Origin of the sequence: Micrococcus cohnii (assembly GCF_014205175.1) — a bacterium.
Lineage (GTDB): Bacteria > Actinomycetota > Actinomycetes > Actinomycetales > Micrococcaceae > Micrococcus > Micrococcus cohnii.
Genome location: NZ_JACHNA010000001.1, coordinates 1,127,087 through 1,149,589, shown reverse-complemented (window position 1 = coordinate 1,149,589; position 22,503 = coordinate 1,127,087). Strand labels below are relative to the sequence as shown.

The following is a 22,503-nucleotide window of genomic DNA, read 5'->3' as shown; positions in this document are numbered from 1 at the left end:
GTTAGGCTGGCGCCCATGGTCACTTCCTTGTCCGCGGACCCGCTGCGGCTGCACCCGGACCTCTCCGCCGGCGACCGGGACTGGCTGTTGACCCTGGTGGGCGACTGGCAGCTCATCGCGGACCTGTCGCTGGCCGACCTTGTGCTGTGGTGTCCCGCGCCACGATCCGACGGCACCGGCGGCTATTACGCCATGGCTCAGGCACGCCCCGTGACCGCGGCGACGCTGTTCCATCGTGATCTGGTCGGCTCGCGGGCCCGCGCCGACCTGCGGGCCCTGCTGACGCAGGCGTGGCGGTCCCATGACACTGCGGGCGCCGAACCCATCGAGGCCCCGGACGGCACGCTGCAGGTGCGGCTGTGGCCGGTGAAGCGCGATGGCCGTGTGCTGGCGGTCCTCACGGAGCACCGGGATCCGGACAGTCGGCGTGAGCTGACCAGCATCGAGCTGAACTACCGCGCCGCGGCGGAGCGACTTCTGCACATGACCCGACGCGGTCAGTGGCCAGATCCCGCGGATCCGCCCGGCTTCTGGATCGGGGGCACGCCACGTGTCGGTGACGGTCTGATCGTCCTGGACGCCGATGCCCGCGCCGCGTTCGCCAGCCCGAATGCCGTCTCGGCGCTGCGGCGCCTGGGCGTTGCGGTGTCCATCGAAGGTCAGGTGCTCGCCCCGATCCTCACCCAGGCGATGATCGGCACGGGCGCCCTCGACGAGGACGCCTGGTCGGTGTTGTCGGGGGCACGCGGCGGTCGTGCGGAGGTGCAGATCGGCAAGGTCACCATCATGGTGCGCGGGATCGTTGTGCGCGGACGCGAGGAGCGCGACGGCGCGCTGCTGATGCTGCGCGATGTGAGCGAGCTGCGTCGACAGGAGCAGCGGCTGGTCAGCAAGGACGCGACGATCCGGGAGATCCACCATCGGGTGAAGAACAACCTGCAGACCGTCGGGTCGCTGCTGCGGATGCAGGCGCGTCGGGCCACCTCCCAGGAGGCGCGTCAGGCCCTGGCACAGGCGATGCAGCGGGTGGACACGATCGCCCTGGTCCACCAGAGCCTGTCCGAGGACGTCGCCGGCCATGTCGACGTCGACGCGCTGATGGCGCGCCTGTTCCGCCTGGCCGTCGAGGTCGCCGGAGACGGGCGTCAGGTCCGCTCTCGCGTCGAGGGCGAGTTCGGCGCTCTGCCCACCCGGATCACCACGGCGCTCGCCCTGGTCATCAATGAGCTCGCCACGAATGCGGTCGAGCACGGCACGGGGCCGGAGGGCGGGCTCGTCCGGCTCGTCGCGCGCCGGGACCTCACGCCCATCGGCGAGCTGCTCGAGGTCGAGGTCGTCGACTCGGGCAGCGGCCACCAGCCCTCATCCGTCGAACCGGCCAAGGGGCCCCTGGCTCAGGCGGACGGGGGAGGGCTGGGTCTGCGGATCGTGCGCACGCTCGTCGAGTCAGAGCTGGGCGGCACGCTCTCGAGGTCGCAGGCCGTCGACGGCTCGACCCGCGTGAGCGCGCGCGTGCCCCTGGACTGATGCTGGCGTGCCGGGGTCAGGACGCGCGGCGGGCACGCGCCGCGCGGCGCTTCATGGCCCGGCGCTCGTCCTCGCTCATGCCGCCCCACACGCCCGAGTCCTGACCGGACTCCATGGCCCACTTCAGGCAGGTGTCCACCACCTCGCAGGAGCGGCACACGGACTTCGCCTCCTCGATCTGCAGCAGGGCTGGTCCGGTGTTCCCCACGGGGAAGAACAGCTCGGGGTCCTTGTTCAGGCACGCTGCGCGGCTTCGCCAATCCATACGGCACTCTCACTCTCGGTCACGACTGTGCGCACGACGATGTCACTCGCGTGCGCATTGCGGCGGTGCATGGGGTTCACCTCGTCGGACATGGGCGCGGGCTCCTGCTCCGTCTCACGGTCGGCGGGGCGGCGCCGCGACCGGGGTGCGGGCGACAAACCATGTCCAGGCAAACAGAACGGGGACCGATCATGAACGGTCCCCGAACAACATCGGCATCGATCTTCGCACGGCGGCCAACGCCTCACAAGGGTGGGATTGGATGACGTCGAACACGACGGACGTCGACGCGGGCGTCTCGTCGGCCGCGAACGCCGCGTCGCCTCGCGGGTACGGTGGAATCCGCAGGAAAGGACGGAATCACCATGAGCACTCCAGAACGACCCGCGCAAGGCACCGAGCCGGGCCGCCGTCGGGCTGAGCGCGGTCGAGGCCGACCGGTGGCCGTGTGGATCGGCGTCATCGCACTGTCGGTCGTGGCCGCGACCCTGGCGTGGCTCGCCGTGGACGCGGCGCTGCGTCTCGGGTCGGGCCAGCTGACGGTGGGGGCGCAGGTGTTCCTGCTGGTGCTGTACCTCGCCCTGGCGGCGTGGGTCGGGGCGACGGCCGCCGGACTCTTCCGCGGGCGGTCGTGGACCCGGGGCGCCGCCACCGCAATCCTGTTGTTCTGCGTGCTGCTGTCGACCTGGATGTGGACGGGTGGCGACGTCCTGCTCGGCGTCGGGCTCTTCCTCGTCGCCGGCGCCGGGATTGTCAGCGTGATGTCGGCCGGGGTCTCGCGCCACCTGCGCCGGGGATGATCCCGGTGCGGGGGTCAGTTGACGGGGCCGGTCAGCTTCTCGCCGGGGCCCTTGCCCGGGGCGTCCGGGTAGGGCGAGGCTTCGCGGAAAGCCAGCTGCAGGCTGCGCAGCCCGTCGCGCAGAGGGCCCGCGTGGGAGCTGGAGATCTCGGGCGCGGCGGCGGTGATGAGTCCGGCGAGGGCGGTGATCAGCTTGCGTGCCTCATCGAGGTCCACCAGCTCCTTCGCGTCGGGGCTGTCGGCGAGTCCGACCTTCACGGCCGCGGCGGTCATCAGGTGCACCGCCGTCGTCGTGATCACCTCGACGGCGGGGACCTCGTGGATCTCGCGGACCTCGGGGTCGACGGCGGGCTGCTCACCCTGCGGGTGCTGGTGTTCTTCGGTCATGGTGGTAAGCTTCCCACACGACCTTCCGGACGTGCACACGCATCGCTCCGGTGAGGAACAAGTGGAGGCCTCCTCCCACCCGCGTCAGCAGGACGTCCGGTGCGCATCGCGTTGCTCGGGCCGAGTTGCCGGGTCACCGTGACGAACAGGACGGCGATCGCGTCGTCCGCGGTTCGGAGCGAAGGGTCCTGAACGGGACCGTGACGAGGCCTCGACGTGCGCACGGCACCGAGGCCTCGATTTCTCTCTCGAGACGGGGCTGCGGCGTGAGGCGCGTCAACCACGGCACAGCACCTTGATCTCGACACAGGAGAAGCACCATTAGCGATCCCCGTATCAACGAGCGCATCCGCGTTCCGGAAGTCCGTCTGGTTGGCCCCAACGGCGAGCAGGTCGGCATCGTCCGGATCGAGGACGCCCTGCGCCTGGCTGGTGAGGCGGACCTCGACCTCGTCGAGGTGGCGCCCGCCGCCAAGCCTCCGGTGGCGAAGCTGATGGATTTCGGCAAGTACAAATACGAGGCCGCGGTGAAGGCGCGCGAGTCGCGCAAGAATCAGGTCAACACCTCGCTCAAGGAGGTGCGCTTCCGCCTGAAGATCGACAGCCACGACTACGAGACGAAGACGGGGCGCGCCCGGAAGTTCCTCGGTCAGGGTGACAAGGTCAAGGCCATCATCCAGTTCCGCGGGCGTGAACAGCAGCGTCCCGAGCTCGGCATCCGCCTGCTCGAGAAGTTCGCCGACGACGTCGCCGAGCTGGGCGCCGTCGAATCGGCTCCCCGGCAGGACGGGCGCAACATGGTCATGGTCATCGGTCCGCTGAAGACCAAGGCCGAGGCACGCTCTGAGGCGCGCAAGAACGAAGCACCGAAGCGTGAGCGCTCCGGTGGTGGGTCTCGGCGCGATCAGGCGGCCCGTGAGGCGAAGGCCAAGGCCGCCGAGAAGGCCGCTCAGAACTCCGCGCCGGTGACAAACTCGGTCGGTGACGCCTTCCCTGAGCAGCTCAAGCGGATGGCCGAGTCCCGTGAGGCGGAGGCGACGCAGGGGGCCGGCCAGCGCCCGGCCTCGTCGCAGAAGCCCGCGGAGACGCCGGCGCCGGAGAAGTCCGCACCCAAGGAGCAGAAGCCTGCGCCGAAGCCGACCGCCGCGTCCACGCCGAAGCCGTCGTCGGCGCCCAAGCCTGCCGCGCCCAAGCCGGCAGGCGCCCCCAAGCCCGGGCCTCGCAAGGCCTGATACGTGTCGCGTCCCGCGCCCGGTGCGCGGTGGCGCAGGCAACAACCCCTATCCGTCCATCAGGACGGTGAGACCAGTTCCGCGAGTCCGCCTCTTCGGAGACGGGCTCGCGGCGATGAAGAAGGAGAACGGCCGCCATGCCGAAGATGAAGACCCACAGCGGCGCCAAGAAGCGCTTTCGCGTGACCGGTTCCGGCAAGCTGATGCGTCAGCAGGCAAACCGTCGCCACTACCTCGAGCACAAGTCCTCGCGCCTGACCCGCCGTCTGGCCTCGGACAAGCTCGTCGCCAAGGGCAACGTGAAGACCATCAAGCGGATGCTCGGCATCTGAGATCCCTCTTCGGTGCTCGTGCACCGGAACCCCCTCGTCACGCTCCTCGGACGCCGCGACCCTCGTCGCCGTCGAGGACAACACAGTTAGGAGCACACACGTGGCACGTGTGAAGCGGGCGGTCAACGCCCATAAGAAGCGTCGTACCATGCTGGACCGCGCGTCCGGCTACCGCGGTCAGCGTTCGCGCCTGTACCGCAAGGCGAAGGAGCAGCTGCTCCATTCGTTCGTGTACAACTACCAGCACCGTCACAAGCGCAAGGGCGACTTCCGTCGCCTGTGGATCACCCGCATCAACGCGGCCGCCCGCGCCAACGGCATGACCTACAACCGCTTCATGCAGGGCCTGAAGCTGGCCGGCGTCGAGGTGGACCGCCGCATGCTGGCCGAGATCGCCGTCTCGGACGCCGCGGCCTTCACCGCGCTGGTGGACACCGCACGCAAGGCGCTGCCGGCCGACGTGAACGCCCCGGTGGCCTCGCGCTGAGCCACGGTGCGTCTGTGAAGAGCTCAGAGAGTCCTCGAGCCTCGCACCGCACGCACGCCGAAGAACGCCCCGACCGGGCCGAGCTGATCAATCCCCGCGCCGAGCGCGTGCGGGCGGTCGCTCGCCTGGCGGGGCGTTCGGCGCGTCTGCGGGCCGGCGCCTTCCTGGTCGAGGGGCCTCAGGGATGCCGAGAAGCACTGCTGGCCCACCTCGGACGCGGGCCGGCGATCGCGCGAGCTCAGTGGCCGACCGGCCGGGTGGTGCGCGAGCTCTACGTGTCCGCACGGCTCGCGCGGCGTGACCCCGACCTGCAGGCCCTGGTCGATGAGACCGCCTCGCTCGACGGCCCGGACCGTCCCTTCGTGCGCACCGCGTCGGACGAGGTTCTGACGTCGATGTGCGACGCGGTCACCGGACAGGACATCGTGGCCGTCGTCGGCCTGCCGCAGCAGACCGGGCTGGGGGCATTGCCGGCGACGCCGACACTGCTGCCCGTGCTGTGCCGGGTGCAGGACCCGGGCAACGCCGGGACGATTCTGCGCGCGGCCGACGCGGCCGGGGCGGAGGGCATCGTGCTGACGGCGGGCTCCGTCGACGTGTTCAACCCGAAGCTCGTGCGCTCGACGGCCGGGTCGCTGTTCCATCTGCCGCTGGTGACCGGCGCCGATGTGAGCGCGACCTGCCAGTGGTTGCGCGAACAGGGCGTGCAGGTCTGGGCCGCGGACGGGGCCGCGGAGCGAACGCTCGTCGAGGTGACAGACGCCGAGTTGGCGGCGCCGACCGCGTGGCTGTTCGGCAATGAAGCTCAGGGACTGTCCGAGCACGAGCGTGGCCTGGCCGACGCCTCCGCCTCCGTGCCGCTGTACGGCGCGGCCGAGTCGCTGAATGTGGGCACGGCCGCGACGGTGTGCCTGTACGCCTCCGCCATGGCACGGCGTCGCTGACGGGACGCAGGACGGCGACGGAACAGCCCCCGGAGATGACAACGGGCCGCCCCGAGCGTGATGCTCGGGGCGGCCCGTCGTCGTTGAGGTCCACGCGCCGGGGCGCGTGAGTCAGACGTCAGTGGCGCGCGCCCTTGCGGCCGGTGATGGCCTGCCAGATGAAGGCCACGATCACGCCGCCGAGGATCGCGAAGATCCAGGTGCCCAGGCTGAAGAACTCGTCCATGGCACCGACGCCCAGCAGCGAGGCGATCCAGCCGCCGAGGATGGCGCCGAGGATGCCGGTGATCAGGGCGCCGAGCCAGCCGGAGCCCTGGTGGCCGGGAAGGATCAGGCGTGCGATCGCGCCTGCGATGAGTCCGAGAACGAGCCAACCGATGATGCCCATGATGAAAAGCCTTTCGAGTTTGCGAAATATTTACTCGCATACTCTAACCACGCCCGTCGTGGCCGGAGCAAGGCCACGCGACCGAGGATGTCCAGGTCAGCGGCGTGCGGGGCGCCGAATCAGGGCGAACGACAGTGTGATTCCCACCACGGCGATGCCCGCGCCGAGCAGCGACGGGGCGGCCACGGACAGGCCGGCAGTCAGCGCGGCGCCGCTGACCCAGGCGCCCAGTGCGTTCGCCATGTTCAGCGCCGAGTGGTTGAGCGAGCCCGCCAGCTGCGGCGACCGCGGTGCGGCGTCCACCAGCAGGACCTGCAGGGCAGGGGCGATGCCGGAGCCGGCCACGGCGACCAGCACCAGCGGCAGCAGGACGGCCTGCCACCAGGGCGAGAGCAGATACACGAGGGTCAGGCAGATGGCGGTGACCACGAACGACAGCCGCAGCGTCATCACCGGGTCGCGGTCGGTGAGCGCGCCCCCCACGAGGGTGCCGACGACCATGCCCATGCCGTACAGCGCGAGCACGAGGGGGATCCAGCGCGGATCGAGTCCGGCGACGCGGGTCATCAGCGGAGTGATGTACGTGTAGAGCGCGAACATGCCGGCGAATCCCACGATGCCGACGAGCGCGGTGCGCCATAGCCGCAGTGATGTCAGCCCGGCCATCTCGCGGCGGATCGACGTGCCCTCGGGCGCGGGCGCGTCGGGGACGAGCATGACCGTCGCCGCGATGCACGCGGCCGCGCAGACGGCCACGACGACGAACATCCACCGCCAGCCGGCGGTCTGCCCGAGGGCGGTGGCCGCCGGAACGCCGAGCAGATTCGCCGCCGACAGGCCGGCCATGACCCAGCCGATGGCCTGGCCGCGCCGCGCAGGCCCGGCCAGGTGCGCCGCGGCCAGGGCCGCGGTGGAGAAGAATGCGCCGTGCGGCAGACCCGAGATGAAGCGGGCGAGCATCATCGAGGACATGTCCGGGGCGAGGAGACTGCCGACGTGGCCGAGCAGGAACAGGACCATCAGCAGGATGGACGAGCGGCGACGGTCGACCCGGGCCAGGCCGGCCGCGAGCAGCGGGGCGCCGACGACCACTCCGAGCGCGTAGACCGAGATGAGGTGGCTTCCGGCGTCGAGGCCGACGCCCAGGTCGGCGACCGCCTCCGGCAACAGTCCCATGATGGTGAACTCGGTGGTGCCGATCGCGAAGCTGCCCAGGGCGAGCGCCACGATGGCCGGAAACAGCCCCAGCCCCCGCTCGGGCCGGGTCGTCGGCGAACCGGACCCCACTGTGTCAGGGGAGTCGGCGGTGCTGATCTTGATCGGGCCCGTCAGGGGGCCGTGGGTGCTGTGGTCGCTCACCCGCCAAGTCTAGGGACGGCGAGGGCGCTGCCGGATGCCGGATTTCGTAGGGTTGAGGGCATGGACGACAGGACGCATGGCGTGACCGGTGAGCAGGGTGCCCGGTCAGTCGGAGAGCGGAGGGCACAGCGGCGGGCCGTCGTGGGGGCGGCTGTGCTGGACGATGCGGCCGCACCGGCCCGGATGCTGGTCGGCCGCCGCTCGGCTCCGGCCGCTCTGGCAGGGCTGTGGGAGTTCCCGGGCGGCAAGGTCGAGCCGGGGGAGGGCGCGGCCTCGGCGCTGCACCGTGAACTGGCCGAGGAGCTCGGCGTGCGTGTGCGCCTGGGCGCTGAGGTGCCCGCCCCGGAAGGCGAGGGATGGCCGCTGGCCAACGGGCGCCGTCTGCACGTGTTCCTGGCGGTGCTGGCCGATGGTTCGGCGGCGCCGTCGCCGCTGCAGGACCATGATCGGCTCGAGTGGTGTCCGTTGGAGCGGGCGGCTCTGCACGCGCTCGACTGGATCCCGGCGGACCGGCCGATCGTCGACGCGCTGCTCGACCTGCTCCAGAGTGGAACACAGGACCTGCTGCCTGGCGGCTGAGCCGAGCCGGTGTCGGCGAGGTGGGGGCCCAGAACGAGGTGCAGACTCAGAACAGCGCCGCCTGGCGGGCAGGCGCTGAGGCCGATGTCGAGCTCCCGCTGCGTCGGTGTTCGGCTCGGGTGGTCGCGACGTCGGCGTGTGAACCCCTCGTCCCGTGCGGGGGAGCGTCGTCGGAGCGGATGCGGTGTGCACCGCCCCAGCGCAAGCCGTGCGCCGCAGCGGCTGCGCGCGCCCGACGGGTCAGGGACGAGCGGTACGAGGCGGGCGCGTAGCTCGAGCGTGCGTAGAGCCGCTCGTAGCCGTCCACGAGGTGGGGGTGTTCGTGCCGCAGCCACTGCATATACCACTGGCGTGCGCCGGGTCGAAGGTGCAGCGCGCCCGCGAGCACGGAGCTCGCCCCCGCCGCACGGACCGCCCGCATCAGCGCGTCGAGCTGGGCATCGGAGTCGCTGAGCCAGGGCAGCAGAGGCATCGCCATGACGTGCACGTCCGCCCCCGCCGTCCGCAGCCGTTCGATCAGCGCGAGGCGGGCGGCCGGCGCCGGGGTGCCGGGTTCGACCGTGGCGGCCAGTCGGCTGTCCAGCGTGGCCAGTGACACGCCGACGCCGACCGGCACCGACCGGGCGGCGGTGGCGAGCTCCGGCACGTCTCTGGCCAGCAGGGTCCCCTTGGTCAGGATCGAGAACGGGGTGCCCGTGTCCGCCAGCGCCGCGATGATGCCCGGCATGAGCCGGTAGCGGCCTTCGGCGCGCTGGTAGGGGTCCGTGTTGGTCCCCAGTGCGACACTCTCGCGTGTCCACGTGGGGCGGGACAGTTCTGCACGCAGCACATCGGGCGCGTTGGTCTTCACGACGATCTGTTGGTCGAAGTCCGCACCGGCGTCGAGGTCCAGGTACTCGTGAGTGCTGCGCGCGTAGCAGTAGCGGCACGCGTGCGTGCAGCCCCGATACGGGTTGACGGTCCACCGGAACGGCATTGCCGAGGCCTCGGGGACGCGATTGAGCACGCTGCGGGCCTGCACCTCGTGAAAGGTCATCCCCGCGAACTGCGGGGTACGGGCCGTTCGGCGGCGTTCGGCGTCGCGTCGTCCCGCCTCGCTCAGCCCCGCATGACGCAGCCCGGGCAACGCGGGCGCACCGGCGTCGTTGCCGTCGTCTCTGCCGTGCGCCCCATGGGTCTGTGCCTGCCATCGCATGACAGGAGTAGAACATATGTTCGAATTGCGCGGCAATGCCATGCTCGGGCATCGCGAGGTCCACGTCAGGCCGACCCCGCCCGCGGCGGTTGGCGTGCCGGCGGTGCCGGCTCGGTTACCCTGCGGCCATGCACTCAACCGGTGATCAGAATCATGGCGCGGCGTCCCCGGCGCTGCGGGACGATGCGTGTGCGATGCCCGTGAGCGGAGGCGTTGACGTCCTGCTCACCGGCTTCGAGTCCTTCGGGGGCGCGGCCACGAACCCGTCGGCCGCGGCGGCCGAGGCGGCCGCGCGCCAGCTGCGAGCCGGGGGCGTCTCGGCGCTCGCGCTCGAGCTGCCCTGCGTGTTCGCTCGCACCCGTGCGCGCCTCGCGGCGGCCCTGCGGGAGCACCGCCCGCGGGTCGTCGTCGCCTGCGGCCTGGCCGGGGGCGCGCAGGAGGTGCGGCTTGAGCGCGTCGGCATCAACCTGCGCGACGCCCGAATCCCGGATAACGACGGGGCCCAGCCGGTCGACGAGCCGGTGCGGGCGGACGGGCCGCCCGCGCTGTTCTCGACCCTGCCCGTCAAGCGTGCGCTGCAGAGCCTAGACGCGGCGGATGTGCCGGCCCGCCTCTCGCTCAGCGCGGGCAGCTTCGTGTGCAACAACGTGCTGTATGAACTGCTCGATCTCGCCGACGCCGCGGTCCGGGCCGGCTTCGTGCACGTGCCGTGGGACGAGGCGCATGCGCCGCAGGACTGCGCCTCGCTGCCGGCCGCGCAGCTCGCGCACGCCCTCGTGCTGGTGGCCGAGGCCGCGCTCGACCCGGCCGCGGACCTCGACCGCCCTGGCGGTGCATTGCACTGAGCCGGGTCGGCGACAGGCCGTCCGTCGGCTCGGAACCGAGATTCTCGGCTTAGACCTGGCCGGACGCAGGCGCCGGCTCCGTCTCGAAGTACAGGTGGGCGTGCGCCGCGCAGCGCCGGTTGAACTCAGCGGCGCAGCGCGGGCACCGGGACGCGCCGCGGTACTGCTCGACGGTCATCACGTGTCGGCACACCCCGCACAGCACGCGAGGCAGTCCGACGTCCTCTCGGGGCACGACCCGGATCGGATGGTCGGCCTGCTCGTCGTGGCAGGCGTGGCACGGCCAGAACCCCGCGCAGCAGGCCAGGCGCATAGCGACGACGTCGGTCGGCCCGTGGTAGTGGACACACCGCGTCTGTGAGTCGACCGTCAAACCGTGCACCTGTGGCTGGTCTGACCGACCGCCGGTCACGTCGGTGTCGCCCGCGTCGGGCGCGTCCGTGGCATCCATGGCAGATCAGGGTAGTCACGTCCGCCCGGACATTAGACTTGCCGACGACCGCGCACGTCATACCACCACGTCACACGTAAGGATGTGCTCCACCGCAATGACGCACAGCACAGAGAACGGGGCGCCCGCGTCGGGCGGCGAGATCTCGCCGAGCGACGAGCAGGCCGTCCAGGCCGCCGTCGAGGCCGCGCTCGCCGCCGTCGAGCAGGCCGAGGACCTCGACGAGCTCAAGGCCGCTCGTCTGGCCCACACCGGGGACAAGGCCCCGTTGACCCTGGCGAACAAGGCGATCGGTGCCCTGCCCAAGGAGCAGAAGGCCGCCGCCGGCAAGACGATGGGCGCCGCCCGCGGCCGCGTGAACAAGGCCCTGGCCGCGCGCACGGAGGTGCTCGAGGCCCGTCGGGCGCAGCAGATCCTCGACGAGGAGACCGTCGACGTGACGACGTTCGTCCGTCGTCGCCGCGTGGGAGCCCGCCACCCTCTGAGCCTGACGATGGACCGCGTGAGCGACATCTTCGTGGGCATGGGCTGGGAGATCGCGGAGGGGCCCGAGCTCGAGTCGGAATGGTTCAACTTCGACGCGCTGAACTTCGCCCCGGACCACCCGGCCCGCGAGATGCAGGACACCTTCTTCGTTGAGCCCGCCGACGCGCACCTGCTGTTGCGCACCCACACCTCCCCGGTGCAGATGCGCTCTCTGCTCGAGCGCGGCGCGCCCACCTACGTGCTGTGCCCGGGACGTACCTTCCGCACCGATGAGCTCGATGCGACCCACACCCCGGTCTTCCACCAGTTCGAGGGGCTGGCCGTGGACCAGGGCCTGACGATGGCGCACTTGCGCGGCACCCTCGAGTACTTCGCCCGGCAGATGTTCGGCGACGCGGCGCAGATCCGCCTGCGGCCGAACTTCTTCCCGTTCACCGAACCGAGCGCCGAGATGGACATCTGGCACCCCGAGGCCAAGGGTGGCCCGCAGTGGATCGAGTGGGGCGGCTGCGGCATGGTCCACCCCAACGTGCTGCGCGCGGCCGGTCTCGACCCGGACGAGTACTCCGGGTTCGCGTTCGGCATGGGGGTCGAGCGCACGCTCATGTTCCGCAACGAGGTCCCGGACATGCACGACATGATCGAGGGCGACGTCCGCTTCTCCCAGCACTTCGGAATGGAGGTCTGATCCCATGCGCATTCCCCTTGACTGGCTGCGTGAGCTCGTGCCCGTCCCCGCAGACCACCGCGCCGAGCAGGTCATGGCGGACCTGGTCCGCGTCGGACTCGAAGAAGAGGACGTCCACCGTCCCGCCGAGGAGCTGACCGGCCCCATCGTGGTCGGCCAGGTGCTCTCGAAGGAGCCCGAGCCGCAGAAGAACGGCAAGACGATCAACTGGTGCTCGGTGCGCGTCGTGCCCGAGGGGGCCGAGCAGCCCCTGACCGGTGAGGGCATCGAACCCGACGGCGTGCAGGGCATCGTGTGCGGCGCCCACAACTTCGAGGTCGGGGACAAGGTGGTGGTGACCCTGCCCGGCGCCGTGCTGCCGGGCGACTTCCGCATCGCGCCGCGCAAGACCTACGGCCATGTCTCGGCCGGGATGATCGCCTCGACGACCGAGCTGGGCCTCGGCGACGACGGCAGCGACGGGATCCTGGTGCTCTCCCGGCTCGGCCTGGACCCCGAGCTCGGCTCCGATGCGCGCGACGTGCTGCAGCTGCACGGTGAGGCCGCGGAAATCAACGTGACGCCGGATCGCGGCTACGTGTTCTCCATGCGCGGCGTGGCCCGAGAGTATTCGCACGCGACCGGGGTGCCCTTCACGGACCCGGCCGCAGGAGTCGAGCCTGCGCAGGCGGACGGGGCCGGCGTGCCCGTCGAGTTCGCCGACGACGCGCCGATCTACGGCGAGCCCGGGGTCACTCGGTTCGTGGCCCGTACGGTCTCGGGCATCGACGCGTCCGCGCCGACGCCGACATGGATGGCCGCGCGCCTGCGCCTGGCCGGCGTGCGGGCGGTGAGCCTGCCGGTCGACGTGTCGAACTACGTGATGTGGGAGCTCGGGCAGCCGCTGCACTTCTATGACGCCGACAAGCTCAGCGGCGGCATCACCGTCCGCCGCGCTCGAGCGGGGGAGCGGCTCACCACCCTCGACGGCAAGGAACGCGAACTGCACCCCGAGGACCTCGTGATCGCCGACGAGTCGGGCGCGATCGGCCTGGCCGGCGTCATGGGCGGCGCCGCGACCGAGGTGACGGCCGAGACCACCCGCATCGTCGTGGAGTCCGCGACCTTCGACCCGGTGTCGATCGCGCGCACGCGCCGCCGTCACCGGCTGCCGTCGGAGGCGTCCAAGCGCAACGAGCGCGGCGTGGACCCGGCCGTCGCGGACGTGGCCGCCGAGCGGGCCGTGCGCCTGCTCGTCGAACTGGCCGGCGGCACGGCTGAGCCCGGTGTGACCGACGAGGGCCAGGTGCCCGAGCCGGTCGTCGTCGAGATGGCTGCCGACCGTCCGAGTCAGCGCGTCGGCGTCGAGTACACGACCGACCAGGTGGTCGAGTCGCTCGAGCGCCTCGGCGCGCAGGTCGCTCTCGGCCCGGTCGATGAGGGCGAGGCCCCGGTACTGCGCGTGACCGTTCCGAGCTGGCGTCCGGACCTGCGCATCCCCGAGGACCTGGTGGAGGAGGTCGCCCGTCTGCGCGGTTACGACCAGATCCCGTCGGTGGTCCCCACGGCCCCGGCCGGACGCGGCCTCACCCGGGCCCAGGCGCAGCGGCGTCGCGTGGTGCAGGCGCTCGCCGACGCCGGGCACACCGAGGTGCTGTCCTACCCGTTCGTCTCGGCCGAGCAGAACGCCCGGTTCGCCGCCCGCACCGACGATGAGGGCGAGGCGCTGCCGATGGTGTCGCTGGCCAACCCGATCTCCTCCCAGTTCCGGTTCCTGCGGCGTTCGCTGCTGCCGGGCCTGGTGGAGACCGCCCGCCGCAACCTGGGCCGCGGCTTCCGTGACCTGGCCCTCGTCGAGGCCGGTGTCGTGTTCCTGCCGGGCGAGAAGCTGGGCAGCGCTCAGATCCCGCCGCGCGCCGTGCACCCGGACGAGGCGACGCTCGCGGACCTGAACGGCGGCGTCCCGGCGCAGCCGTGGCACGTGGCCGGCCTTTACGCCGGGCATGACTCGGCCCCCGGACCCCACCACCAGCCGCGTCAGACCGACTGGCAGGACGCCGTCTCCGGTGCCTTGGACGTCGCCGACGTGCTCGGTGTCGAGCTGCGCGTCCGCAAGGGTGAGCACCATGCGTTCCACCCCGGCCGGGTGGCCGACCTGGTGCTGCGCGGCGAGGACGGCGGGGAGCGTGTCGTCGGCGTCGCCGGTGAGCTGCACCCGCAGTGGCTCGAGGCCGAAGACCTGCCCGAGCGCACGAGCGTGTGGGAGCTGGACCTCGAGGCCGTCAGCGCGGCCGCTCCGGCCGTGGTGCGCGCCGGACGCGTCTCGACCTATCCGGTGACGAGCCAGGACGTCGCCCTCGTCGTGGACTCCGACGTGGTGGCCGGTGACGTCCGGGACACGCTGGCCGAGGGCGCCGGCGAGCTGCTGGAGTCGATCGCTCTGTTCGACGAGTACGTGGGCGCTGGCGTCGGCGAGGGCAAGAAGTCCCTCGCGTTCAGCCTGCGCTTCCGCGCGGCGGACCGGACGCTGACTGCCGAAGAGGCCTCCGAGGCCCGCGAGGCCGCGACGGCTCTGGCGGTCGAGCGGCACGGCGCCGTGCGGCGCTGAACCGGGTTTCAGCTCCGCTGGGGCCGGCATGACGAGGGCGCAGACCTCCGAGCCTGAGCGGCACGGGTTCGCGCGGCATCGCGCCGCGCGGCACACGCCCGTGTGGCACGTGTGGGTCTGCGCCGCCGGTGTCTCGACAGCAGCCGGGCAGGGCGCGTCCGGTCCCCACGGTGACCGTGACGACCGACGCGCCGCTCTGCTCTCCAGGCTCGAGGCGACGCTTGGTGGACGACGGGAGCCGGTGCGGTCGACGGGCGTCGGCGGGACCCCCGTGCTGGAGGCCCCCGGGCTGGGCATCGTGCAGCGCTGCCCAACGTGCGGACGTGACGGCCACGGCGCACCGAGGCTGACGGCACCCGGCGTGCGTGCGGAGACGCTTCCGCCGATCAGCTTCGCGCACGTCGGTGGCTCCCGGCCGGGCACCGTGCTGGCCTGGCTCGACGCGCGCGCTGAGGATTGGGCCGTGGGCGTCGACGTTGAACACGTGCGGGCCCGGCGGGTTCGGCGCGCGTTCACGCCCGGTCCCGACGGGGCGGCCGACATCGACGCGGTGGCCTTCAGCGCGGCGGAACGAGCGGGTCTCGAGCGCGGGGCCGCGGCGGGCCAGGACCCGGTGACGGCCCGGGCCCGGCTGTGGTGCGCCAAGGAGGCGCTGGTCAAGGCTGCGGGCACGGGCTTTCTGGCCGATCCGTCGGCCGTCGACGCCGCGTCCTCGGACGTCCGGCTGGTGGCGCTGGGTCCGGACGTGCTGCCCGACGGGTGGGTCGGGGCGCTCGCGCTGCGGCCGCTCACGCCCCCAGGCCGATCCCGGCGGCCTCGATTCCGACGGCCCGAATAAACTCTGTCGCCATGGACAACGTCGTGTTCGTCGTCGCCGCGGTGATCGGCGCCCTCGCGGCGCTCGTCACCCTCGTCGTGTCCCGGCCGTCGGCGATGGCCCGGCGCGGGCCGAACCCGGCGATCGGCATTCGCACTTCCGAGACGATGCGCGACGCCGGAACGTGGAACGCCGCCCACGAGGCGGCATGGCCGTGGCTTCGGGCGGCCTGCTTGTCGGCCTTCGTCCTGGAGTTCGCGATGGTCGGCTGGCTGCTGTTCGGCGGGCCTTCGGACTCGGCAGTCACCGTCGGCCACCTCGTCGCGATCGGGCTGTTCGGACTGGGCGCGGTGGTCGCGGCGCGCCGCGGCCATGTGGCCGCCCGCGAGCACCACCGCCGCCGGAGCGGCGGGCTCGACTGACCGCTCAGCCCGGGAAGGCCGGCAGCTCCTCGCGCTCGGTCCAGTCGGTGAGCAGCCGGTCCACGGCGGCGACCGAGACGCCGGCCGCCGGAGCCCAGCTCTGCACGTGCGCCCGGAACATCGCCGAGTCGACGGTGCCGAAGCGGTTGTTCTCGATCCACGTGCGCAGCACGCGAGCGAACACGTCGGTCCCCAGCAGCTCGCGCAGAGCCACGAGGGTCAGTGCCCCACGCTTGTACACCCGGTCGTCGAACATGTCCGCCGCCCCGGGAGCGGTCAGCACGATGTCCTCGTCCTTCTCCGCCAGCCCGTCCCAGGCCATGCGCGCGCACTGTGTCAGGGACGGTCCGCCGGAGCTCTCCGACCACAGCCACTCGGAGAAGCACGCGAAGCCCTCGTGCAGCCACAGGTCCGACCACACGCCCAGCGTGACGGCGTTGCCGAACCACTGGTGGGACATCTCGTGGGCGATCAGCCGCTCCGACTCCCAGCTCTCGTCGAGGTGGTTCGTGCCGAACAGGCTCAGAGCGGCGCACTCGAGCGGGATCTCGAGGGGCTCGGCCGCCACCACCGCCGTGTACTTCTCGAAAGGGTAGGGCCCGTAGTGGCGTTCGAACAGCTCCATCATGCGGTGTTGGCTGCCCAGGGCCGTCAGGGCGCGCTGCTGGTGCTCCGGCGTGACGGCCAGCATGATCGGCGGCCCGGAGCCTTGCCCGGGCAGGTCGACGATCCGGTAGCGGCCGATCTGCGCGGTCAGCAGATACGCGGGGACGGGCCGGTCGAGGTGCCAGCTCCACGTGACGCGCGATCCGGTCTGCGAGACCTGCCGGCCGACGCCGTTGGCCACCGGCAGGTAGCCGGCATCGCACGTCAGGGTGATCTCGGCGGTCGTGCGCACGCGGGGCGACTCGACGCAGGGGAACCAGGTCGAGGCCCCGTGCGGCTGACCGGCCACGAGCACGCCGTCGGTCAGCTCTTCCCACCCGATCGTGCCCCACGGGCTGCGGCGCGGCTTCGGGGTGCCCGCGTAGTGCAGGGCCACGCGCACCTGCGCGCCGGCGGGGTGGACCTCGCCGAGCTCGACGAGCACGCGGTGCGGCGTCCGGCGGGGGGCGGTGGCGCGGGCACGCGACACCTGGTCCCCGTCGATCTCGACGCGCACCTGGGACACGCTCAGGCGGTGCAGATCGAATTCGAGGCGGGAGGTGTCCTTGAGCAGCCGCCCGTGCCAGACGGCCGTGCCGGAGACGCGGTTGGCTGCGAGCCGGACGTCCAGGTGCAGCTCGAGATGGTCGGCGTCGAAGGTGTCGGTGCCGACGGAGGGCAGGTACGGGTCGGAAGTCATGAGCTCTTTCGGTTGCGGGTCGGAAGACGGTGGGAGCCGGAGCCGGTGCGACGCACGGGCTTGCCGAGCTTGCCGGCGTCGGGCTTGGCCCAGGGCGCGACGGGATTGCCGATCCACCAGGTCGCTGGCGGCAGGGCTTCGCCGCGCATCACGAGCGAGCCGGCGCCCACCGTGGTCCCGGCGCCCAGGTGCGCGGCGGGCAGGACGACGGAGTTCGGGCCGAGGGTTGCGCCGTCGCCGAGGGCCACGGCGTCCAAGGACATCACCCGGTCGTGGAACAGATGCGTCTGCACGACGCAGCCGCGGTTGACGGTCGCTCCGTCGCCGAGGGTGACGAGGTCTGCCTCGGGGAGCCAGTACGACTCGATCCAGGCGCCGTGGCCGATCTTCGCACCCATCGCACGCAGGAACCACGTCATGGCCGGGGTGCCGGCGGCGGCACGGGCGAACCACGGAGCGGCCAGGTACTCGGTGAAGGTGTCCGCCACCTCGTTGCGCCAGATGAACGAGGACCACAGCGGATGCTCGCCGGGGCGGATCCGCCCGACGAACACCTTCTTGGCGAGCACGGTGGCGGCCGCGGCGACGGCGCCGGCGGCCATCAGCACGAGGCCGCCCATGACGGCCACGAGCCACCAGCCCACCGTGGCGGCCAGCCACGCGAAGCACAGGGCCACGGCGAGGTGCAGGGCGGTGTTGAACCACACCGGGACCGCGCGCAGCGTCTCCCACGCGGTGCGTAGCCGCTTCAGTCGGGCGGGCGGATCGTACGTGAGCGATGCATCCGCGGCGACCTCCGCACGGCGCAGCCGCACGGGCGGCGAGCCCATCCAGGACGTGCCGGACTTCGTCTTCGCCGGCGTCGTGGAGAGGACCGCGACGAGGGAGTCGCGGCGCAGCGTGCGGCCGGCCGGGACCATGCCCGAGTTGCCCACGAAGGAGCGCTTGCCGACCTTGGCCTGGGCGACATGCATCCAGCCGTCCTGCAGCTCGTATGAGGAGACCATCGTGTCGTCGGCCAGGAAGGCACCATCGCCCACGCGGGTCAGCTTGGGGATGAGCACGACGGTCGAGGCTTCGACGTCATTGCCGATGCGCGCGCCGAGCAGACGCAGCCATGTCGGGGTGAACCGGGAGGCGTAGATCGGGAAGAGCTGGTCGCGTGCGGTGTCGAGGATGCGCTCGGTGGCCCAGATTTGCCAGCCCACCCGCGACCGGCCCGGATGGTGGCCCTCGACGATGCCGATCGACAGCAGCCGGACGGTAACGAGCACCAGCAGCATCTGCACGACGAACCAGGTCAGCGCGATCAGCGGCGAGGCCGCCAGCAGCTTGATTCCGACGTCGAGCACGGCCGCCGCGGCGGTGCCGGAGACGATATGCGCCGGCCACAGACCCAGGGTGAGCAGGCCGACGCCGAGGGCGGCCGCGGCGGAGACCAGCGGCAGCCCGGCCAGCAGGGCCGAGGCGATCGAGGAGAAGATGCGCCAGCCGGTGGCCGCCGGCGGGGAGACGTTCGGCCCGGAGGGCTTGACCTTGCCGACCCGGACGGCGGGGGAGCCGCTGTGGCGCTGTCCGGCGCGCAGCTTGCCCTCAACGGTGGAGCCGGCCTCGACGCGCGCCCCGTCGCCCACCCGGGCGCCGGGCATCATGGTCGAGCGGGCGCCGATCACGGCGCCCGCGCCGATGCGGACGCTGCCGATGTGGACCTCATCGCCGTCGACCCAGTAGCCGCTCAGATCGACCTCCGGCTCGATCGAGGCGCCGTCGCCCACCGAGAGCAGGCCGGTGATGGGCGGGATGGAGTGCATGTCCACGTCCTTGCCGATCTTCGCCCCGAGCGCCCGGGCGAAGGTCGGAACCCACACGGCGCCGGCCAGTGAGTACGGGTCCACGACGTCGCACACGTGCTGGGCCAGCCAGAGCCGCAGATGCGTCGCCCCGCCCCGGCGGTAGGTGCCGGGCGTGATGCCGCGGGTGAGCAGCCGGGCGGCGATCGCGGTGAGCGCCATGCGCCCCGGGGCGGTGACGAACACGAGCCACGCGGCGGCGAGCACCCACCAGTTCAGCGTCGGGACACCGGGTGCCAGACCGGTCAGGGCCAGCACGTTGAGCACGAGCGCGGTCCACACGGCCATGCGCAGCGCGGGCAGCACGAACACCGGGATGCCGACGAGCGTCTGCAGCCACTGGGCCGCGCGTGCGGTGCGCACGACGGAGCGCTCGGCGACGGGCTCCTGATGGGCCATGTCCTCGCCGGCCAGCGCCTCGACGAGACCGCCGACCTTCGGGTGCGCGTAGATGTCCTGCACCGTGACGGTCGGGTAGCGCTCGCGCAGGCGGCCCACCAGCTGGGCAGCGGCCAAGGACCCGCCGCCGACGGCGAAGAAGTCGGTCTTCGGACCGCGGGGAGCGGCGCCGAGCACGTCGGCCCACTGCTGCTGGATCCAGCCGTCGGCAGTGCTGGCGTCGATGTGCACGTCATCGCTGGAGTCGTCCTGTTCGCCGGGCAGCGGCCAGGGCAGGGCGTTGCGGTCGACCTTGCCGGAGGTCTTGGTCGGCAGCGCGTCGACGACGGCCAGACGGGGCACGAGCGCCGCGGGCAGTTCGTCCGCGAGCAGGGCGCGGGCCTCGGTCAGGTCAAGCTGTGCGCCGGCCTCGGCCGGTACGAGGTAGCCCACGAGGATCTGGTGGCCCGCGGGGGTGGACTGGACCGCCGCCGCACCGCCGTTGACGCCGGGCAGGGCCTGCAGCGCCGCGTCGACCTCGCCGAGCTCGATGCGACGGCCGCCGAGCTTGACCTGGTCGTCGGCACGCCCGACGAACAGCAGACCCTCGGGCTCGAACACCACCAGGTCCCCGGAGCGGTAGGCCCGCTCCCAGCCGAGGGTCGGCATGGGCGCGTACTTCTCGGCGTCTTTGGCCGGGTCGAGGTAGCGGGCCAGACCGACGCCGCCGATGATCAGCTCGCCCGTCTCGCCCTCCGCGACCGGGACGCCCGTCTGCTGGTCGACCACCGCGAGGTCCCAGCCGTCGAGGGGCAGGCCGATCCGCACGGGGCCCTCGCCGGTCAGGGGAGCGGCGCAGGCCACGACGGTCGCCTCGGTCGGGCCGTAGGTGTTCCAGACCTCGCGGCCGTCCTCGGCCAGGCGGGCAGCCAGCTCGGGCGGGCACGCCTCACCGCCGAAGATCAGCAGCCGCACGTTGTCCATCGCCTCGGTCGGCCACATCGCCGCGAGCGTGGGGACGGTGGAGACGGCGGTGATGCGCCGGTCGGCCAGCCACGGGCCCAGGTCCATGCCGGAGCGCACGAGGGAGCGCGGGGCCGGTACGAGGCACGCTCCGTGACGCCACGCCAGCCACATCTCCTCGCAGGAGGCGTCGAAAGCGACCGACAGGCCGGCGAGCACGCGGTCACCGGGGCCGAGCGGGTCGTCGGCCAGGAACATCCGCGCCTCGGCGTCGACGAACGCCGCGGCGGAGCGGTGGCTCACGGCGACGCCCTTCGGGGTGCCGGTGGAGCCGGAGGTGAAGATGATCCACGCGTCGTCGTCGAGCTCGGGGTCGCGGGGCGCTGGGTGGGGCACGTCAGGGGCGCCGGCTACCGCCAGCTCGTCCGGCGCAGTCATCACACCGGCGACCTTCGCTTCGCCGAACACGAGGCGGGCCCGCTCCTCCGGGTCATCCGCGTCCACGGGGACATAGGCGGCACCGACGGCGATGACCGCGAGGATCGACACGTACAGGCCCACGGTGCCCGAGGGGATGCGCACGCCGATCTTGTCGCCCGGACCCATGCCGTGGGCGTTCAGGTACTCGGACACCTCGTCGATGCGCTCGAGCAGCTCGGCGTAGGTGAGCTGTTCGACGCCGTCGTCCAGGGCTGCAGCGTCGGGGTGCTCCGTCGCGGTCGCGGTCAGCACATCCCAGAGCGTTCGCGGCTCGGGCGCGCGCAGGCCGCCGGGCAGCTGCGGGGCGTGCACCCCGGTTCCTGGATCCTGCGGCGCCGGGCCGGTGGGCGTATCGGGCGCCGGACTCGGCGACGCGGAAGGTGTGGGGACGTGCGACGTCACGGTGTCCTCCGTCGAAGAAGAGTGTCTGGTGGACTGGTCGAGGGGCCGGCCGTCTGCTGCGTGCCGCCTCGGCGGACGCGGGCCTCGACGTCCACGGGACGTCCGGGTGGGAGCGCTCGCCTCGCCGCCGGGTTGGACCCGGCCATTCGCCACAGTGTAGACCCGTTCCGGCCAGATCGCCCCTGACCTGTCAGCACCGTCACCGAAGAACGAGTAGGACCTTCCCCGTGGTGCCCCGTCCTTCGAGTGCTCGGTGGGCCGACGCGGCGTCGGGCAGCTCGAAGGTCTCGCCGACGGTCAGGCGGAGCCAGCCGTCCTTGAGTCCCGTGAAGATCTCGTCGGCGCGGCCGCGCACTTCCTCGCGATCCCGCGTGTAGTGGGTCAAGGACGGGCGGGTCACGTACAGGCCGCCGCCGGAGTTGAGTCGTTGCAGGTCAAACGGGGGAACCTGGCCCGACGCGCCGCCGAAGAGCACGAGAAGTCCGCGGGTGCGCAGAGCGGCGAGCGAGTCCTCGAACGTGGCCTTGCCGACCCCGTCGAACACCACGTCTGCTCCGACGCCGTCGGTCTGCTCGAGCACGGCGGCGAGCAGGTCCGGGTAGTCCACGCTCGCGCTCGCGCCGGCTGCGAGGGAGCGCCGGCGCTTCTGCTCCGTCGAGGCGGTTGTGATGACTCTCGCACCGAGATGGGCGCACATCTGGGTCAGCAACAGCCCGACGCCTCCGGCTCCGGCGGTGACGACCACCGTCTGCCCCTCGTGCACCTGCGTCGTGGACCGGCATAGGTAGTGGGCGGTCATACCCTGCAGCGGCACGGCGGCGGCATGCAGCAGGTCCAGCTCCTCCGGCACGGGCAGCACCTGGTCCTCATGCACGAGGAAGTGCTCGGCATAGGTGCCGCGGCCACCTGCGGTGGCCACACGGTCGCCAAGCTGAACGGTGCTGACATCGGCGCCGAGGGCGACCACCACACCGGAGCCTTCGGAGCCCGGGATGAAGGGCGTCTGCATCGGGTAGACGCCCGAGCGCTGGTAGGTCTCGAGGAAATTCAGTCCGGCGGCGTGGGTGCGCACGAGCACGTCGCGGTCGCCGAGCGTCGGCAGGGGGTGGTCTTGCCAGCGCAGTTGCTCCGGTCCGCCGGGGCGGTCGACCACGACGGCGTGGTGGGTGCGGGGGAGGGTGTCGACGGTGCGCGGCGGGCGTGGGTCGGGAGAGGCCATGGCGTCCACGCTAGGCGGCGCCGCCGACGACGTCAGGGGTCTGGGCGCGGAGAGTCGGGCCGGACGCTAGGGCATA

Annotated in this window: 21 protein-coding genes; 12 read left to right on the top strand and 9 right to left on the bottom strand. The window is 72.0% G+C overall.

Annotation, left to right across the window (positions count from 1 at the left end; genetic code table 11):
* Positions 1 to 15 precede the first annotated feature (15 nt).
* Positions 16 to 1,527 carry a sensor histidine kinase gene (locus HDA30_RS05200; protein ID WP_158496762.1) on the top strand — a complete coding sequence of 504 codons (1,512 nt, stop codon included), beginning with the start codon at positions 16 to 18 and terminating at the stop codon, positions 1,525 to 1,527.
* A 16-nt stretch (positions 1,528 to 1,543) separates the two neighbouring features.
* Here HDA30_RS05200 and HDA30_RS05195 read toward each other — a convergent pair whose 3' ends face one another.
* Complete coding sequence (locus HDA30_RS05195) at positions 1,544 to 1,792, bottom strand: WhiB family transcriptional regulator (RefSeq protein ID WP_158496763.1); 249 nt, start codon at positions 1,790 to 1,792, stop codon at positions 1,544 to 1,546.
* A 365-nt stretch (positions 1,793 to 2,157) separates the two neighbouring features.
* Here HDA30_RS05195 and HDA30_RS05190 point away from each other — a divergent pair, with 365 nt between their 5' ends.
* Entirely contained in the window at positions 2,158 to 2,592 is a 435-nt protein-coding gene (locus HDA30_RS05190) for a hypothetical protein (RefSeq protein ID WP_184241278.1), read from the top strand.
* Between the two features lie 14 nt (positions 2,593 to 2,606).
* Here the strand turns inward: HDA30_RS05190 and HDA30_RS05185 are convergent, their stop codons facing one another.
* Positions 2,607 to 2,978, bottom strand: a complete 372-nt coding sequence (locus HDA30_RS05185) for a DUF1844 domain-containing protein (RefSeq protein WP_184241277.1) — start codon at positions 2,976 to 2,978, stop codon at positions 2,607 to 2,609.
* Between the two features lie 320 nt (positions 2,979 to 3,298).
* Between HDA30_RS05185 and infC the strand changes: the two genes are divergently transcribed.
* The 4 genes from infC to HDA30_RS05165 all read left to right on the top strand — a co-directional run bounded on the left by infC (position 3,299) and on the right by HDA30_RS05165 (position 5,973).
* Complete coding sequence (gene infC / locus HDA30_RS05180; protein WP_158496766.1) at positions 3,299 to 4,210, top strand: translation initiation factor IF-3; 912 nt, start codon at positions 3,299 to 3,301, stop codon at positions 4,208 to 4,210.
* A 137-nt stretch (positions 4,211 to 4,347) separates the two neighbouring features.
* The gene (gene rpmI / locus HDA30_RS05175; protein WP_158496767.1) at positions 4,348 to 4,542 is read left to right on the top strand and encodes a 50S ribosomal protein L35; all 195 of its coding nucleotides are present in this window, start codon (positions 4,348 to 4,350) and stop codon (positions 4,540 to 4,542) included.
* A 100-nt stretch (positions 4,543 to 4,642) separates the two neighbouring features.
* Complete coding sequence (rplT, locus tag HDA30_RS05170) at positions 4,643 to 5,029, top strand: 50S ribosomal protein L20 (RefSeq protein WP_158496768.1); 387 nt, start codon at positions 4,643 to 4,645, stop codon at positions 5,027 to 5,029.
* A 14-nt stretch (positions 5,030 to 5,043) separates the two neighbouring features.
* Positions 5,044 to 5,973, top strand: coding sequence for a TrmH family RNA methyltransferase (locus HDA30_RS05165; RefSeq protein ID WP_425488386.1), 930 nt, complete (start codon positions 5,044 to 5,046; stop codon positions 5,971 to 5,973).
* Between the two features lie 118 nt (positions 5,974 to 6,091).
* On the opposite strand, the gene HDA30_RS05160 is transcribed toward HDA30_RS05165, so the two are convergent.
* Both HDA30_RS05160 and HDA30_RS05155 read right to left on the bottom strand, forming a co-directional pair.
* Positions 6,092 to 6,361, bottom strand: a complete 270-nt coding sequence (locus tag HDA30_RS05160) for a GlsB/YeaQ/YmgE family stress response membrane protein (RefSeq protein WP_145493459.1) — start codon at positions 6,359 to 6,361, stop codon at positions 6,092 to 6,094.
* Between the two features lie 96 nt (positions 6,362 to 6,457).
* Positions 6,458 to 7,720, bottom strand: a complete 1,263-nt coding sequence (locus tag HDA30_RS05155; protein WP_262337794.1) for an MFS transporter — start codon at positions 7,718 to 7,720, stop codon at positions 6,458 to 6,460.
* Positions 7,721 to 7,780: 60 nt separating this feature from the next.
* Here HDA30_RS05155 and HDA30_RS05150 point away from each other — a divergent pair, with 60 nt between their 5' ends.
* On the top strand, positions 7,781 to 8,299 hold the full coding sequence (locus HDA30_RS05150; RefSeq protein ID WP_158496769.1) for a (deoxy)nucleoside triphosphate pyrophosphohydrolase: 519 nt from the start codon (positions 7,781 to 7,783) through the stop codon (positions 8,297 to 8,299).
* A gap of 46 nt (positions 8,300 to 8,345) precedes the next feature.
* On the opposite strand, the gene HDA30_RS05145 is transcribed toward HDA30_RS05150, so the two are convergent.
* Positions 8,346 to 9,494 (bottom strand): Rv2578c family radical SAM protein, encoded by a 1,149-nt coding sequence (locus HDA30_RS05145; protein ID WP_158496770.1) that lies wholly within the window; start codon positions 9,492 to 9,494, stop codon positions 8,346 to 8,348.
* A gap of 128 nt (positions 9,495 to 9,622) precedes the next feature.
* On the opposite strand from HDA30_RS05145, the gene HDA30_RS05140 reads away from it, so the two are divergent.
* Positions 9,623 to 10,339 (top strand): pyroglutamyl-peptidase I, encoded by a 717-nt coding sequence (locus HDA30_RS05140; RefSeq protein ID WP_246418705.1) that lies wholly within the window; start codon positions 9,623 to 9,625, stop codon positions 10,337 to 10,339.
* A gap of 49 nt (positions 10,340 to 10,388) precedes the next feature.
* Here HDA30_RS05140 and HDA30_RS05135 read toward each other — a convergent pair whose 3' ends face one another.
* Positions 10,389 to 10,790, bottom strand: coding sequence for a CHY zinc finger protein (locus HDA30_RS05135; RefSeq protein WP_158496771.1), 402 nt, complete (start codon positions 10,788 to 10,790; stop codon positions 10,389 to 10,391).
* A gap of 97 nt (positions 10,791 to 10,887) precedes the next feature.
* On the opposite strand from HDA30_RS05135, the gene HDA30_RS05130 reads away from it, so the two are divergent.
* From HDA30_RS05130 to HDA30_RS05115, 4 genes are read left to right on the top strand one after another with little or no spacing between them, the layout of a single operon-like run.
* Positions 10,888 to 11,964, top strand: coding sequence for a phenylalanine--tRNA ligase subunit alpha (locus HDA30_RS05130; RefSeq protein WP_158496772.1), 1,077 nt, complete (start codon positions 10,888 to 10,890; stop codon positions 11,962 to 11,964).
* Positions 11,965 to 11,968: 4 nt separating this feature from the next.
* The gene (pheT, locus tag HDA30_RS05125; RefSeq protein WP_158496773.1) at positions 11,969 to 14,551 is read left to right on the top strand and encodes a phenylalanine--tRNA ligase subunit beta; all 2,583 of its coding nucleotides are present in this window, start codon (positions 11,969 to 11,971) and stop codon (positions 14,549 to 14,551) included.
* 28 nt (positions 14,552 to 14,579) lie between these two features.
* Positions 14,580 to 15,389 carry a 4'-phosphopantetheinyl transferase family protein gene (locus HDA30_RS05120; protein WP_184241276.1) on the top strand — a complete coding sequence of 270 codons (810 nt, stop codon included), beginning with the start codon at positions 14,580 to 14,582 and terminating at the stop codon, positions 15,387 to 15,389.
* Positions 15,390 to 15,400: 11 nt separating this feature from the next.
* On the top strand, positions 15,401 to 15,790 hold the full coding sequence (locus HDA30_RS05115) for an SdpI family protein (RefSeq protein WP_184241275.1): 390 nt from the start codon (positions 15,401 to 15,403) through the stop codon (positions 15,788 to 15,790).
* 4 nt (positions 15,791 to 15,794) lie between these two features.
* On the opposite strand, the gene HDA30_RS05110 is transcribed toward HDA30_RS05115, so the two are convergent.
* The 3 genes from HDA30_RS05110 to HDA30_RS05100 form a co-directional block, all read right to left on the bottom strand.
* Positions 15,795 to 17,135 (bottom strand): M1 family metallopeptidase, encoded by a 1,341-nt coding sequence (locus HDA30_RS05110; RefSeq protein ID WP_158496776.1) that lies wholly within the window; start codon positions 17,133 to 17,135, stop codon positions 15,795 to 15,797.
* Positions 17,132 to 21,118 carry a Pls/PosA family non-ribosomal peptide synthetase gene (locus tag HDA30_RS05105; protein WP_343059301.1) on the bottom strand — a complete coding sequence of 1,329 codons (3,987 nt, stop codon included), beginning with the start codon at positions 21,116 to 21,118 and terminating at the stop codon, positions 17,132 to 17,134. Before HDA30_RS05105 ends, HDA30_RS05110 begins: the two co-directional genes overlap by 4 nt.
* 289 nt (positions 21,119 to 21,407) lie before the next feature.
* A complete protein-coding gene (locus tag HDA30_RS05100; protein WP_184241273.1) occupies positions 21,408 to 22,427 on the bottom strand; it encodes a quinone oxidoreductase family protein in 1,020 nt (339 codons plus the stop codon).
* Between the last annotated feature and the right edge of the window lie 76 nt (positions 22,428 to 22,503).